Origin of the sequence: Spirillospora sp. NPDC048819 (assembly GCF_040650055.1) — a bacterium.
In the GTDB taxonomy this organism is placed as follows: domain Bacteria; phylum Actinomycetota; class Actinomycetes; order Streptosporangiales; family Streptosporangiaceae; genus Spirillospora.
The window spans coordinates 59,233-72,604 of the sequence record NZ_JBEZGN010000010.1 but is presented as its reverse complement, the minus strand read 5'-3'; the positions used below and the strand labels follow the sequence as shown (position 1 = coordinate 72,604).

Sequence of the window (13,372 nt, the reverse complement as noted above, 5' to 3'; positions counted from 1 at the left end):
CCCCGTTGCCAGAAGCGCGTGACGGAGGAGTCGAGCAATGACGCTGACCGTGAACGAGGCGGGCCTCGCCCTCGCCGACCCGAAGGCCTACGCCGACGACCGCCGCCTGCACGAGTCGCTCGCGCTGCTGCGCCGCGAATCGCCGGTGCATTTCGTGGACGCGCCCGGCTACAACCCGTTCTGGGCGATCACGAAGCACGAGGACGTCCTCGAAGTCGAGCGCAACCATCAGCTGTTCCTCAACGCGCCGCGCCCGCTGCTCGCGACCGCCGAGTTCGATCAATTGAACCGGGAGCGGGCGGAGCAGGGGATCGCGCTGCGCACGCTGATCCACATGGACGACCCCGACCACCGGGTCATCCGGGCGATCGGCGCCGACTGGTTCCGGCCGCGCGCCATGCGGGCCCTCGAACCGCGCGTGAAGGAGCTGGCGAAGCGGTACGTCGACCGGATGGTCGACCTCGGCGGCGAATGCGACTTCGCGCAGGAGGTCGCCGTCCATTTCCCGCTGTATGTGATCCTGTCGCTGCTCGGCCTGCCCGAGAGCGACTTCGACCGCATGCTGAAGCTCACGCAGGAGCTGTTCGGCGGCGATGACGACGAGTTCCAGCGCGGCGCGTCCAACGAGGAGAAGCTCCAGGTCCTCCTCGACTTCTTCGCCTACTTCCAGGAGCTGACGGAGGCGCGCCGCAAGAACCCCACGGACGACCTCGCGTCCGCGATCGCGAACGCACGCATCGACGGCGAGCCGCTGAACGACTTCGACACCGCCTCCTACTACGTCATCGTCGCGACCGCCGGGCACGACACGACCAGCGCGACGATCTCCGGTGGCCTGCACGCCCTCATCGAGAACCAGGACCAGCTCGACCGGCTCCGCGAGAAGCCCGAGCTGATGCCGTTCGCCGTGGACGAGATGATCCGCTGGGTCACGCCCGTCAAGGAGTTCATGCGCACCGCCGCCGAGGACTACGACCTGCGCGGCGTCACGATCCGCGAAGGCGACGCGGTGCTGCTGTCGTACCCGTCCGCGAACCGGGACGAGGACGTCTTCGACGACCCGTTCCGCTTCGACGCCGGACGGGACCCGAACAAGCACCTGGCGTTCGGGTTCGGCGTCCACTACTGCCTGGGTGCGGCGCTGGCCCGCATCGAGGTCCGCGCGTTCTTCGAGGAACTGCTGCCGCGCCTCGGCTCGATCGGGCTCGCCGGGGCGCCGGAGAACACCGCCACCACGTTCGTCGGCGGCCTCAAGCGCCTGCCGGTCCGCTACTCCCTGGATTAAGGAAGCCTTGGTGCAGATCAACGCCGCGGTGCTGCGCGCCGCAGACGCCCCCTACACGATCGAATCGCTCGACCTGGCCGATCCCGGGCCCGGCGAGGTCCTCGTGCGGATCGCGGGCGCCGGCATGTGCCACACCGACCTGCTCGGGCGGATACCGGGAGACCTGGTCGCCAAGCCCGTCGTCCTCGGCCACGAGGGCTCCGGCGTCGTCGAGGCCGCCGGCCCGGGCGTCACCGGGTTCACCGAAGGCGACCACGTGGTCATGTCGTTCGACTCGTGCGGGGTGTGCGACAACTGCCGCGGCGCGTTCCCCGGCGCCTGCCCGCAGATGATGGCGCTCAACATGCTCGCCGTGCCGCTGGACGGGACGCCGCGCGCGACGACCGGCGACGGCGAGGCCGTCCACACCCGCTGGTTCGGGCAGTCGTCGTTCGCGAGCCACGCGCTCGGGACCGTCCGCAACGTCGTGCCGGTGACCCGGGACGTGCCGCTCGAACAGCTCGGGCCGCTCGGCTGCGGCGTCCAGACCGGCGCCGCGTCCGTGCTGATCTCGCTCGGCGTCGGCGCCGGAGACTCCATCGCGGTGTTCGGGGCGGGCGCGGTCGGCCTGTCCGCCGTGATGGCCGCGCGCGTCGCGGGCGCCACCACGATCGTCGCCGTCGACCTGCACGAGTCGCGGCTCGACCTGGCCCGCGAACTGGGCGCCACCCACGTGCTGAACGGCGCGGACGACGACATCGCCGGGCAGATCCGGGCGATCTCCGGCGGCGAGGGCGTCCAGTACTCGTTCGACACCACCGCCGTCCCCGAGGTCGTCGCGACGGCCGTCGCGTCGCTGCGCACCACCGGCGTCTGCGGCCTCGTCGGCGTCGGCGCCGCCGAGTACACACTGGACGCGAACCTCCTGCTGATGGGCCGGACGGTCAAGGGCATCATCGAGGGCGACGCCGTCCCGCAGACCTTCATCCCGAAGATGATCGAGCTGTGGCGGCAGGGCCGGTTCCCGTTCGACCGGCTGATCACGTCCTACCCGCTCGACCAGATCAACCAGGCGGAGGCGGACGCCCAGTCCGGCAAGGTCGTCAAGCCGGTGCTCGTCCCCTGAACGACGCTCCCTAGACGACGCGGTGGAGGAGGCCGTCGCCTCGGACGAGGCGGCGGCAGTTCTCCGCCGCGACCGCGAAGTACCGGTCCCATGTCTCGCCGGTCAGCCACGCCACGTGCGGCATCACGACGACGTTGCCGAGGGCGAGCAGCGGGTTGCCGGCGCCCACCGGCTCCTCCTCGAAGACGTCGAGCCCGGCGCCGCCCAGATGCCCCGACTTCAGCGCCGACACCAGCGCCGCCTCGTCGATGACCGCGCCGCGCGCCGTGTTCACCACGATCGCGCCCGCCGGCAGCAGCGCCAGCCGCTCCGCGTCCAGCAGATGGTGGGTCTCGTCGGTCAGCGGGACGTGCACCGACACGATGTCGCTCGACCTCAGCAGGTCGTCCAGCTCCCGCCAGGCGGGGTCGCCGGGGCGCGGGCTCCGGGACGTGTAGAGGACGGTCGCGCCGATCGCCTCCAGCATCCCCCGCAGCAGGTTCGCGATCTGGCCGCCGCCGAGGAGCCCGACCGTCCGTCCCGCAAGCTCACCGCCGACCAGGGAACGGTCGGCGGGCCAGCCCTCACCGCGGCGCGTCCGCGCGTCGAACGGGACGATCCTCCGCAGCGTCGCCAGCGCCAGCAGCAGGCTCGTCTCCGCGACGGCCTGCGCGTTCTGACCGGGCATGTTGGCCACCGCGACCCCGCGTTCCCGGGCGGCGTCCAGATCGATCGTGTTGACCCCGGTACCGAGCTTCTGGATCAGCCTCAGCTTCGGCGCACGGTCCATGTCGGCGGCCGTGAGGGGACGCAGCACGTGCCAGATGACCTCGGTGTCCGGCAGCAGCTCCGCGAACCGCTCGTCGTCCTGCTCCGAACAGCTCACGATGTCCAGGCCGGACTCTTCGTGGTCCATGTCGTAGTGCAGCAGCACCCGCATGCCGCCCCCTTCCGTCCACCGGGCTATCGTGCCGATCATGGCGCATGCGGAGACGAGGATGAGCATCGTGTGGCCGGAAATCCCGATCGTCCAGGCGCCGATGGCGGGCGGACCCTCGACTCCGGAGCTGGCCGCCGCGGTATCGGACGCGGGCGGCCTCGGCTTCCTCGCCGCCGGCTACAAGACCGTCGAGGCCATGCGCGCGGACATCACCGCGACACGGCGGCTCACCTCCCGCCCGTTCGGCATGAACGTCTTCATGCCGTCGCTGGACGAGATCGACCCGGCGGCCGTCACCGCCTACCGCGACCGCCTCGCCCCCGAAGCCGAACGCCTCGGCGTCTCCCCGGGCACCCCGTCCGCCCGCGACGACGGCTACGACGCCAAGGTCGCCGACCTGCTGGACGACCCGCCGCCCTACGTGAGCTTCACCTTCGGCTGCCCCGGCCCGGACGTCATCGACGCCTTCCAGAAGCGCGGCACCGTCGTCATCGTCACCGTGACCACCGCCGGCGAAGCCCGCCGGGCGTCCGCCGCCGACGCGCTCTGCCTCCAGGGATCCGAGGCCGGCGGGCACCGCGGCTCGTTCACCAACACCGCCGGTGAGCCCGTGCCGCTGCGAACCCTGCTCCGGGACGTCCGGGCCATCACCGCGCAGCCGCTGATCGCCGCCGGCGGCCTCGCCACCGCCTCCGACGTCGCCGGAATCCTGGACCTCGGCGCCGTCGCCGCCCAGCTCGGAACGGCATTCGTCCGCTGCCCGGAGAGCGGCGCGAACCCCGTCCACAAGGCGGCGCTGGCCGACCCCCGCTTCACCTCCACCGCGATGACCCGGGCGTTCAGCGGACGTCCCGCCCGCGGCCTCGTCAACCGGTTCCTCACCGAACACTCGGCGCACGCACCGGCCGCCTACCCCGACGTCCACTACGTGACCTCACCCCTGCGCAAGGCGTCCATCGCCCAGGGCGACCCGGACGGCGTCAACCTCTGGGCCGGCGAGTCCTACCGGTCGGCCACCGACCTCCCCGCCGCCCAGCTCGTCACCCACCTCACCGGACGCTAGAACACAGATCACCAAGAAGGCCGGGGCTTCGTCAGGCTTCCAGCAGCTCGTGAAGGCGCCAGCCATCGGGGTCTTCGACGATCCTCAATGCGAGCTGGGCGCGGCCGGCGAGGTCGAGCGGTGGTACGTCACCGGACACGTATCCGTGCGCGATTCGGTCCAACGCGGCACCGACCAGCGGACCGGCGGTGCGCAGTGACGCGCGCAGCGCCACCGACCTGGTCGAGCCGCCGTGCAGGACGATGTTCCGCTGCCGGTACAGCCGCCGCAGCGCACCCCGCAGGTAACCGTTGACCCGGCCGAGCGTCCCATGCGGCCGCCCCACAAGATCGCGCATCCGGTTCAGCGCCGCGAGATCGGCGGGGGCCAGGCCGCTCAGCTCGTCGCCACCCTTATCCCGCGCTGAGGCCCGGCCGCCGGTGCTACCAGCGGTGGCCCGCCCAGCGGTGCGGGTCGTCCTCCAAGGCCTCGCGGTCCCAGTCACCGAGCGTCGCGGCCGCCGCGTAGGTCGAGTCGAGGAACTCCATCAGCGCGGCGTCCGGGTCGCCGGCGTCCGCCACGGCCTCGTACGGCAGCAGGAACTGGCCGTTCTGGCGGCTGTAGTACGCGCCGTCCGGGAGCACCGGGTAGTCGGCGAAGCCGGACGGCTCGGGATAGGCGTAGGCGTAGAAGGCGCCCTCCTCGTGGCCGCCCGGCCAGAACCCGCAACTGGACAGCTCGCGCGAGTAGCCCTCCACCATCACCCAGTCCCCGCAGTTGGGCGCGCCGCCCGGATGGGGCGGTGCGGGCCGTCCGGAGAACCGCGTGCAGGCCAGGTCCATCGCACCCCAGAACAGGTGCACCGGGCTGACCTTGCCGACGAACCGGGACCGGAACTCGCCCATGACCCGGTCGGCCTGCAGAAGTTGCCGCCAGAACAGGTGCGCGGCCTCGGCGTCGTAGGAGGCGTGGTGGTGGTCTTCGGCGAACGGGATGGACGGTTCCACCTCGTTGGGACGAGGCTGGAACCGCGCCGTGATCCCCAGGTCGTCCAAGGCGCCCATGGTCTCGCCATAGAAGTCGGCCACTGATTTCGGTTCCAAGGCCACTTGGCGGGACGGGCCGTCGCTGCTGCGGATGCGCAGCACGTGGTCGATGAAGTCGAACTCGATGTCGAAGGCCCCGTCCCCGTACGGGACCGCGGAAGTGGTGAACCCGCGCGGGCTGACGTACAGCGCGACCTGCCACCAGTGGTTGAGCAGAGGCGCGTGCGCCAGCCGGACCTTGCCGACGATCTGCGTCCACATGTGCAGTGTGTCGCGGGTGTCCGTCCAGTCCGCGACGCGCAGCCGCGGCCAGGTGCCGGTCCGCGCCTTCTGCTCGGTCATCGCGCTGCCTCCCCCGTCAAGATCGACATTGCCGTCGTCCTGGGACATTGCCCAGTCCGTGACATCGGTAGACACCGCGGACGTAACGAATTGCCACGGAATCAGCAGGTCGTCAGCTTTGCCACCCCGCGCGGGCCCGGGGCCGGTCACGGTGGGCTTCCCGTGACGGGGTGCCGCGGTTACTCTGCTACTGGCGTCCACGCCGGTTATGCGCCTTGCGCCTGGGAGAGTCCCGTTCGCGGGACTTGTATGGCTCTGCGCCGGCTCCTCTGTGTCCCGTTCTGCTGAGGAGTCCCGTGAAACTGAAGCACAAGCGCGTGCACGTCAAGCAGGGGCGGTGGTCCGCGGCCGTCGCCGCCGTGACCTCGGCCGTCCTGGCGGTCGTCCTGTCGCTCGGCGCGCTGGTCGTGTTCAGCGCGCCGTCGTCCGCCCAGCCCGCGTCGCTGGTCGCCTGCACCTTCCCCGCCTGGGCGGAGGGCAACAGCTACGCGGTCGGTGACGAGGTCGCCTACAGCGGCCGAGGCTACGAGGCCATCGTCGCCCACACCGCGTACCCGGGCACCGGCTGGAACCCGGCGGCCACCCCGACCCTGTGGCGCGACCTGGGCGCCTGCGACGGCTCCGAACCCCCCACGACGCCCCCGACTACACCGCCCACGACGCCCCCGACCACCCCGCCGACGACGCCGCCCACCGGCGACGAGACCTGCCCGGTGAAGTCGAAGCCCGCCGGCAAGGTGCTGCAGGGCTACTGGGAGAACTGGGACGGTGCGTCCAACGGCGTCCACCCCCCGTTCGGCTGGACGCCGATCGACAACCCGGTCATCAGGCAGCACGGCTACAACGTGATCAACGCGGCGTTCCCCGTCATCCGCTCGGACGGCACCGTCCTGTGGGAGGACGGCATGGACAGGACGGTGAAGGTCGCCACCCCGGCGGAGATGTGCGCCGCCAAGGCGGCCGGCGCCACCATCCTGATGTCGATCGGCGGCGCGACCGCGGGCATCGACCTCAGCTCCACCGCCGTCGCGGACCGGTTCGTCGAGACGGTCGTGCCGATCCTGAAGAGGTACAACTTCGACGGCATCGACATCGACATTGAGACGGGCCTGACGGGCAGCGGTGACATCAATCAGCTGTCCGCGTCGCAGGCAAACCTGATCCGCATCATCGACGGCGTGCTCGCGCGGATGCCGTCCAACTTCGGGCTGACGATGGCGCCCGAGACCGCCTACGTCACCGGCGGCAGCGTCGTCTACGGCTCGATCTGGGGCGCCTACCTCCCGATCGTCAAGAAGTACGCGGACAACGGCCGGCTGTGGTGGCTCAACATGCAGTACTACAACGGCAGCATGTACGGCTGCTCCGGCGACTCCTACTCCGCCGGGACGGTCGAGGGCTTCGTCGCGCAGACCGACTGCCTGAACAACGGCCTCGTCATCCAGGGCACCACCATCCGGGTGCCCTACGACAAGCAGGTGCCGGGCCTGCCCGCGCAACCGGGCGCCGGCGGCGGACACATGTCGACGGGCCTGGTCGCCCAAGCCTGGAACCACTACAACGGCCAGTTGAAGGGCCTGATGACCTGGTCCATCAACTGGGACGGGTCGAAGGGCTGGACGTTCGGCGACAACGTCCGCGCCCTCCAGGGCCGCTGACGTTCCGGGACGGGCCCGGCGGCTTCCCGCCGGGCCCGTCCCGCGAACCGGGCTTGACCTTCACGCCGGTGTCAAGGGATAGCGTCGGAACCGGCCACAAGGCGAGGAGGGGCCCGGATGCGGATCGGGGAACTGGCGGCGCGGGCGGGGGTGAGCACGCGCACGCTGCGCTACTACGAGGAGCAGGGGCTGCTGCCGGCGCGCCGCGCCGCCAACGGCTACCGGCAGTACGAGGAGACGGACGTGCGGCTCGTCAAGGAGATCCGCTCGCTGCTCGCGTCCGGTTTCACACTGGACGACACCCGCCCGTTCGTCGACTGCCTGCGCGCGGGACACGAGGACGGCGCCGCGTGCCCGGAATCGGTCGCGGTCTACCAGCGCAAGCTCACCGAGATCGACGCCGAGATCCGCACCCTCATCAGGCGGCGCGCCGAAGTGGCCGGCGAGTTGGCGCGCGTGGCCGCGCCCAGCGCTTGCCCAGGCTGCGTCCTTTCCAAGGACCCTTCCGCCCCGTCAGCGGACTTCCCGGAGGCGACGAATGCTCACCCTCACGACAGAGAACTTCGACGAGCGGGTTCTCCGCGCCGGCACCCCGGTACTGGTCGAATTCTGGGCGGACTGGTGTCCCCCCTGCAAAATGATCGCGCCGATCCTTGAGGAGATCGAGGCGGAGCACGGCGACCGGCTGACGGTGGCCAAGCTCAACGGCGACGACCACCCGGAGATCGTGGCGCGGTACGGCGTCATGGGCTTCCCCACCCTCAACCTCTACCGCGACGGCGAAGTCGTCCGGCAGATCGTCGGCGCGAAGCCCAAACGCCGCCTCCTCGCCGACCTCGACGGCCTTTTCTGACCCAAGGCCACCACCAGGCCGCTTGGCCCACCGACGGCTCGTCCGGCGTACGTCCGCCGGGGAAACGATCTATGCTGCCGTCGGGAGGCTTCTGTGCGCACGCTGTTGAACGTCCTGTGGCTGGTGCTGGCGGGGTTCTGGCTGGCGGTGAGCTATGTGATCGCCGGGATCATCTGCTGCATCCTCATCATCACGATCCCGTTCGGCATCGCCTCGTTCCGCATCGCCGGGTTCGCGCTGTGGCCCTTCGGCCGGACGACCGTCCCGAGAAGGGACGCTGGCGCGGGCTCGGTCGTCGGAAACGTCATCTGGATCATCGTCGCCGGATGGTGGCTCGCCCTCGGCCACCTGGTCACCGGCGTCGTGCTCTGCGTCACGATCATCGGCATCCCGTTCGGCATCGCCAACTTCAAGCTGATCCCGGTCTCGCTGGTCCCCCTGGGCCGCGAAATCGTCCCCACCACCGACCGCTCAACCTTCTAAGGCCCCCGTCCTCGACGGGAGTGGGCGGGCATCAGCAGGTCGAGTGGAAGAGGCCGCCGACGGCAGTGGTCTGGGCGAGGGTGTTGTAGAGCGTTACGGCCGCGGTCGTCTCCTGTATGTGCACTTCGATTCCGTTGGCTTCGAGGAGACTCAAGGTCTCGGGCATGGTCTGCAGGCGCAGCTCCATGCCGCGGCTGAGCACGATCACCATGCTGCCGTGGTCGAGGAGTTCCTGGACGTCGGCCGGCTGGATCCCCGGGGAGTGGCGGGTGCCGTGCTCGGACCAGTCCCAGGGACGGCCGCCGCCCGGATACAGCTTGAAGTCCTTCCCGGGGGCGAGGCCCTCGACCTCCATCCGGCCCCATGAGATGTGGGTGATCTGTGGGGATGCGGCCATTGGGGCTCCTCAGGAGGTCCAGGGGGTGCCGGTTAGGCGTTCGTAGACGTCGATGTAGCGGGCGCGGGTGGCGTCCACCACTTCCTGGGGGATGGCGGGGCCGGGTGGGGTGCGGTCCCAGTCGAGGGTGCTGCTCCAGTCGCGGACGAACTGCTTGTCCAACGCGTGCTGGGGGCGGCCGGGCTTCCACTGGTCGGCCGGCCAGAAACGTGAGGAGTCGGAGGTCAGGACCTCGTCGCCGAGGGTGAGGGTGCCGTCGGCGGCGCGTCCGAACTCCAGTTTGGTGTCGGCGATGATGATGCCGCGTTCGGCGGCGATGGCGGCGCCGCGCCTGTAGATCTCCAGCGTGACGTCGCGGAGGCGGGTGGCGGTGTCGTCGCCGATCTCGTTCACGACGTCGTCGTAGGTGATGAACTCGTCGTGGCCCTCGGTGGCCTTGGTGGTCGGGGTGAAGATCGGCTCGGGCAGCCGGGACGCCTCGACCAGGCCGTCCGGCAGCGGGATCCCGGAGACCGTGCCGCTCTTCTCGTACTCCTTGAGGCCCAGGCCGGCGAGGTAGCCGCGGGCGATCCACTCGACGGGGAGCATGGTGAGGCGGCGGCAGCGGACGGCGCGTCCCTCCCACTCGTCCGGCACGTCGGCCGCGGACACGATGTGGTTCGGGATGATGTCGGCGAGCTGCTCGAACCACCAGAGGGAGAGCCGCGTGAGGATCTTCCCCTTGTCGGGGATCCGCGTCGGCAGGACGACGTCGTACACGCTCACCCGGTCGGACGCGACGAGGATCAGTTCGTCCCCGTCCGCATAGACGTCCCTGACCTTGCCCGAGTGGACGAGTTCCATGGTGCTCCCTCTGCTCGCGATCCGTCCGGCCGACCTCGGAGGTCCTGCCCGCAGGAGTCTGGCACAAAAGGCCCGGGGCGCCCGCGGCGAGGTGAATGGGGCGGCGGGACGCGGGTAGGGCGGGCGTGAACGGCCGACAGGGAGCTACCGATGAACGATCGCATTCCGGCTGAGGCGGAGCTGGCCTGGGAGGACTTCCACCGGCTCGTCAACATGACCTCCGACGAGCTGCGGACGTGGCTGCTCACCGACGCCTCGGGGGAGGAGGCCTTCCCGGCGGGTCCGAGCCCGGGGGTGTCCGAACTCGGCGCCCGCGTGGTGGACGTGCTGCGCAAGCGGAAGGTCGACCTGACCGAGGGCGACGCCGAGGTGATGCAGGAGGTCGTGGACTACGTGGAGGACCGGCTGGAGAACCGTCCGCCGAATGCGGAACGGGAGGAGGAGTGGCGTCACGCGCTCATGAGCGTGGGGCACGATCCGCTTCGTCCCGACCCGTCCAGCGCATAGGAGGCGTGGACCATGCCGAACCCGCAGCAGCCCGAGATCGGCGGCGGTGAGGGCGGCGGAACCCCGTCCGACCAGCAGCCGCCGCATCCCGGCTGACCAGGGGGAGAGCGGAGGCCGTCCCGGGGGCGCCCGGGACGGCCTTCGTGTGCGGCGGCTTGCGGGACGTGGCGGGAGGGTAGGGGCAGAAGGTGATCGAGCTTTCTCCGGGTCAGGGGATCGTGGAGATCGGGCAGTTGCTCCTGGCCATGGTGCTGTCGGCGGCTATCGGCCTGGAGCGCGGGCTGCGCAACAAGAGCGCCGGGCTGCGGACCCACACCCTCGTGGGCGTCGGCGCGGCGCTGTTCATGCTGGTCAGCAAGTACGGGTTTCAGGACGTGCCGGGGGTGGCGTCGCTCGACCCGTCGCGGGTGGCGGCGCAGATCGTGTCCGGTATCGGGTTCATCGGCGGCGGGCTGATCTTCGTCCGGCGGGACGCGGTGCGCGGCCTGACGACGGCGGCGGTCGTGTGGGTGACGGCCGCGGTCGGCATGGCGGCCGGCGGCGGGCTGCCCGTCCTGGCGGTGGCGGTCACGGCCATGCACTTCCTCGTCGTGTACGGGTTGAGCGCGCTGACGAAGAGGCTGCCGCTGGACCGGTTCCGTCCGGCGGACAGGGTGCGGATCCGTCTGGTCTACCGGGACGGCCGGGGCGCGCTGCGGCGGGCCCTCATGGAGTGCACCCAGCGCGGTTTCGTGGTGAGCGAGGTCAACGTCGAGCGGGAGTACCTGCCGGACGACTCCGACCGGGGGCGGGATGAGCGCCGGGACCGGCGGGAGGAGGATCGGCGCCGTCCCGGGATCGCGGCGGTGACGCTGGTCCTGGAGGGCACCGGGTCGGCCCCGGACCTCATCGCCAGCCTGAGCGAGCTGCCGGACATCGTCGGGGTCACGGTCGGCTCCGACCTCGGCGACGACCGCGAGTGACCTACTTGGGGATCTCCGTCTGGGAGCTGTAGCCCTCGTCCTCGCCGCCGGGGGTCTCGGCCTCGGCGATCGGCGGGTCGGTGGGGCCGGGGGTGTGCTCGTCCCCGAAGTCGTGGTCCTCCTCCTGGGGGGCGTTCGCTTCGGCGCGGCGGTCGGCGAGCGGTTTGTCCTGGTCGTTCTTGCGCCCGCGGTCTTCGGGCCCGTGGTCTTCAGGCCAGTGGTTTCCGGTTTCGCTCATCGCCCCTCCTTCGTCGTGGCGGCCGGGCGGCCCGCTCCCGGGCGGGCCGCCGCGGTCGTGTTCAGTGGCGGCGCTTGCCGATGGCGTCGCGGACGCGGTCGGCGACGGCCGCAATGGGACCGGTCATGATGTTCTTGGCGGGCGACTCGACGCCCTGGTGGGGGTGCGTCGGGGCGACCGCCTCGGCGGCGCGGACGGCCTTGGCCATGCCGCGCATCTGCTCGTCGGTGGCCTCGCGGCGCAGGCGCGGGAACTCTTCCTTCTCCTCGTGCGAGGCGTGCGCCTCCAGGTCCTTGTGGAAGTCGGAGAACAACTCCTCGAAGTCCACCGAGTCGGGGTCGAGCTTCTCCAGCCGCGACAGGACGCCCTTGGCCTCGTTCTCCTCCTCCAGCCGCTCGTCCACGATGTGGGAGCCGTCGTCGATGCTGCGGCGGGCGAACGGGTGGACGACCTCTTCCTCCGCGGTCTCGTGGACGGCGAGCAGTTCGCGGAGCCGGTCGAACGCGGTCCTGCGGGTCTCGCCGGTGCTCTTCTCCACGGTCGCCGCGAGGCCGCGGATCTCGTCGTGCTGTGAAAGCAGCAGGTCGACGACGTTCTCGTCATGGTGTGCCATGGTCATCCTCCTAGTGGTCCTAGCCGGGGGGTCCCCTGGCTGGCGGTACCCGGAGGGCAGGCTTCAACCATCGGCACGGGCCTTCTCGCCCTGTCCCGTGGCGGGGCGTTCAGCGCAGGAACGCGATGAGGCGGGGTACGTCCTCGGCGTCCAGCACGATGTCGAAGTAGGTCGCCAGGGCCTCGGGCAGTTCCTCGGGGGTGAACGCGCGGGTCTCGGTCGTGCCGTCCGGGCGGGTGGTGGTCATGGTCGTCCCGTCCAGCACGTGGTGGACGTCGGACGAGAACTTCTGCGTGAACGGACGGGTCGTGAACGGCGAACGCGGGCTGGTCGAGACGTAGTGGTTGAGCACGTCGAAGTCGATGCGGAACGTCTCGTTCATGGCGAACGCGTGGCGCTGGACCCATCCGTCCGGGCCGCGCTGGTGCAGTTCCCAGCCGAGCGTGCTCGGGCTCCACGTCGTGACGGTTCGTCCTTTGCGGAGCCGGAAGCCCCAGCCGTCCTGCTCGACCTCCTCGCCGTCGCGGAGCCGCAGCGGCTCCAGCGGCCCGGCGCCGAAACCGACGTCGCACAGCCAGGCGGGCTCGTCGCGCGACCCGCCCGGCGGACGGACGTGCAGCAGCGCGTGCGTGGGCGGGCGGGTGCCGCGCGCCCCCAGCGTCACCCGCCCGGACAGCGCGGTGACCTCGTATCCCAGCCTCTCCAGGACCGCCGCGAACAGCCGGTTGTGCTCGAAGCAGTAGCCGCCGCGCGGACGTTCCACGAGCTTCGCCTGGACGGCGTCCAGGGACAGCTCGACCGGCCGGCCGAGCATGATCTCCAGGTTCTCGAACGGGATGGTCGTGGTGTGGGCGCGGTGCAGGGCGCGCAGCGTCGCGTCCGTGGGGGCCAGGTCGCCGTCGTGGCCGATCCGCTTCAGATAGGCGGGCAGGTCGATGAGGTCGCCCTGCCACCCGTATCCGAGATCCTCGGTCATGATTTCCTCTCGCCTCGGGCAGCGCTCATGCCGGTGCCAACACCGGAATACGCCTGAATCCTCCCGTTCGTCCCGGGTGGCTTCCAGCGGCCCTTCAGGCGCA

General features: G+C 70.7%; 17 protein-coding genes. 9 read left to right on the top strand and 8 right to left on the bottom strand.

Going from position 1 to position 13,372, the window contains the following annotated elements; genetic code table 11:
• Nucleotides 1-37 precede the first annotated feature (37 nt).
• Both AB0C35_RS16340 and AB0C35_RS16335 read left to right on the top strand, forming a co-directional pair.
• A complete protein-coding gene (locus AB0C35_RS16340; protein WP_358455904.1) occupies nt 38-1,285 on the top strand; it encodes a cytochrome P450 in 1,248 nt (415 codons plus the stop codon).
• Between the two features lie 10 nt (nt 1,286-1,295).
• Nucleotides 1,296-2,390 (top strand): NAD(P)-dependent alcohol dehydrogenase, encoded by a 1,095-nt coding sequence (locus tag AB0C35_RS16335; protein WP_358455901.1) that lies wholly within the window; start codon nt 1,296-1,298, stop codon nt 2,388-2,390.
• Between the two features lie 10 nt (nt 2,391-2,400).
• Here the strand turns inward: AB0C35_RS16335 and AB0C35_RS16330 are convergent, their stop codons facing one another.
• Nucleotides 2,401-3,309, bottom strand: coding sequence for an NAD(P)-dependent oxidoreductase (locus AB0C35_RS16330; RefSeq protein ID WP_358455898.1), 909 nt, complete (start codon nt 3,307-3,309; stop codon nt 2,401-2,403).
• A 37-nt stretch (nt 3,310-3,346) separates the two neighbouring features.
• Between AB0C35_RS16330 and AB0C35_RS16325 the strand changes: the two genes are divergently transcribed.
• A complete protein-coding gene (locus AB0C35_RS16325) occupies nt 3,347-4,372 on the top strand; it encodes a nitronate monooxygenase (RefSeq protein ID WP_358455895.1) in 1,026 nt (341 codons plus the stop codon).
• A gap of 31 nt (nt 4,373-4,403) precedes the next feature.
• Here AB0C35_RS16325 and AB0C35_RS16320 read toward each other — a convergent pair whose 3' ends face one another.
• Nucleotides 4,404-4,709, bottom strand: coding sequence for a hypothetical protein (locus tag AB0C35_RS16320; RefSeq protein WP_358455893.1), 306 nt, complete (start codon nt 4,707-4,709; stop codon nt 4,404-4,406).
• Between the two features lie 85 nt (nt 4,710-4,794).
• Entirely contained in the window at nt 4,795-5,739 is a 945-nt protein-coding gene (locus AB0C35_RS16315) for a DUF5996 family protein (RefSeq protein WP_358455890.1), read from the bottom strand.
• A 296-nt stretch (nt 5,740-6,035) separates the two neighbouring features.
• Here AB0C35_RS16315 and AB0C35_RS16310 point away from each other — a divergent pair, with 296 nt between their 5' ends.
• From AB0C35_RS16310 to AB0C35_RS16295, 4 genes are all read left to right on the top strand, one after another.
• A complete protein-coding gene (locus tag AB0C35_RS16310; protein WP_358455888.1) occupies nt 6,036-7,397 on the top strand; it encodes a glycosyl hydrolase family 18 protein in 1,362 nt (453 codons plus the stop codon).
• A 117-nt stretch (nt 7,398-7,514) separates the two neighbouring features.
• Nucleotides 7,515-8,054, top strand: coding sequence for a MerR family transcriptional regulator (locus tag AB0C35_RS16305; RefSeq protein ID WP_358455885.1), 540 nt, complete (start codon nt 7,515-7,517; stop codon nt 8,052-8,054).
• Complete coding sequence (gene trxA, locus AB0C35_RS16300; protein ID WP_358455882.1) at nt 7,936-8,250, top strand: thioredoxin; 315 nt, start codon at nt 7,936-7,938, stop codon at nt 8,248-8,250. Before AB0C35_RS16305 ends, trxA begins: the two co-directional genes overlap by 119 nt.
• Before the next feature lie 93 nt (nt 8,251-8,343).
• Nucleotides 8,344-8,733, top strand: coding sequence for a YccF domain-containing protein (locus AB0C35_RS16295; RefSeq protein ID WP_358455879.1), 390 nt, complete (start codon nt 8,344-8,346; stop codon nt 8,731-8,733).
• 31 nt (nt 8,734-8,764) lie between these two features.
• On the opposite strand, the gene AB0C35_RS16290 is transcribed toward AB0C35_RS16295, so the two are convergent.
• Together AB0C35_RS16290 and AB0C35_RS16285 are read right to left on the bottom strand one after the other, a co-directional pair.
• The gene (locus AB0C35_RS16290; RefSeq protein WP_358455876.1) at nt 8,765-9,130 is read right to left on the bottom strand and encodes an Mth938-like domain-containing protein; all 366 of its coding nucleotides are present in this window, start codon (nt 9,128-9,130) and stop codon (nt 8,765-8,767) included.
• Nucleotides 9,131-9,139: 9 nt separating this feature from the next.
• On the bottom strand, nt 9,140-9,973 hold the full coding sequence (locus AB0C35_RS16285; RefSeq protein ID WP_358455873.1) for a phosphoribosylaminoimidazolesuccinocarboxamide synthase: 834 nt from the start codon (nt 9,971-9,973) through the stop codon (nt 9,140-9,142).
• Nucleotides 9,974-10,123: 150 nt separating this feature from the next.
• On the opposite strand from AB0C35_RS16285, the gene AB0C35_RS16280 reads away from it, so the two are divergent.
• Both AB0C35_RS16280 and AB0C35_RS16275 read left to right on the top strand, forming a co-directional pair.
• The gene (locus tag AB0C35_RS16280) at nt 10,124-10,480 is read left to right on the top strand and encodes a DUF3140 domain-containing protein (RefSeq protein WP_358455870.1); all 357 of its coding nucleotides are present in this window, start codon (nt 10,124-10,126) and stop codon (nt 10,478-10,480) included.
• A gap of 188 nt (nt 10,481-10,668) precedes the next feature.
• On the top strand, nt 10,669-11,442 hold the full coding sequence (locus AB0C35_RS16275) for an MgtC/SapB family protein (RefSeq protein ID WP_358455867.1): 774 nt from the start codon (nt 10,669-10,671) through the stop codon (nt 11,440-11,442).
• Between the two features lies 1 nt (nt 11,443).
• On the opposite strand, the gene AB0C35_RS16270 is transcribed toward AB0C35_RS16275, so the two are convergent.
• The 3 genes from AB0C35_RS16270 to AB0C35_RS16260 all read right to left on the bottom strand — a co-directional run bounded on the left by AB0C35_RS16270 (nt 11,444) and on the right by AB0C35_RS16260 (nt 13,269).
• The gene (locus AB0C35_RS16270; RefSeq protein WP_358455864.1) at nt 11,444-11,680 is read right to left on the bottom strand and encodes a hypothetical protein; all 237 of its coding nucleotides are present in this window, start codon (nt 11,678-11,680) and stop codon (nt 11,444-11,446) included.
• Between the two features lie 61 nt (nt 11,681-11,741).
• Nucleotides 11,742-12,293, bottom strand: a complete 552-nt coding sequence (locus AB0C35_RS16265) for a hemerythrin domain-containing protein (RefSeq protein ID WP_358455861.1) — start codon at nt 12,291-12,293, stop codon at nt 11,742-11,744.
• Between the two features lie 109 nt (nt 12,294-12,402).
• Nucleotides 12,403-13,269 (bottom strand): arylamine N-acetyltransferase, encoded by an 867-nt coding sequence (locus AB0C35_RS16260; RefSeq protein WP_358455858.1) that lies wholly within the window; start codon nt 13,267-13,269, stop codon nt 12,403-12,405.
• Nucleotides 13,270-13,372 lie beyond the last annotated feature (103 nt).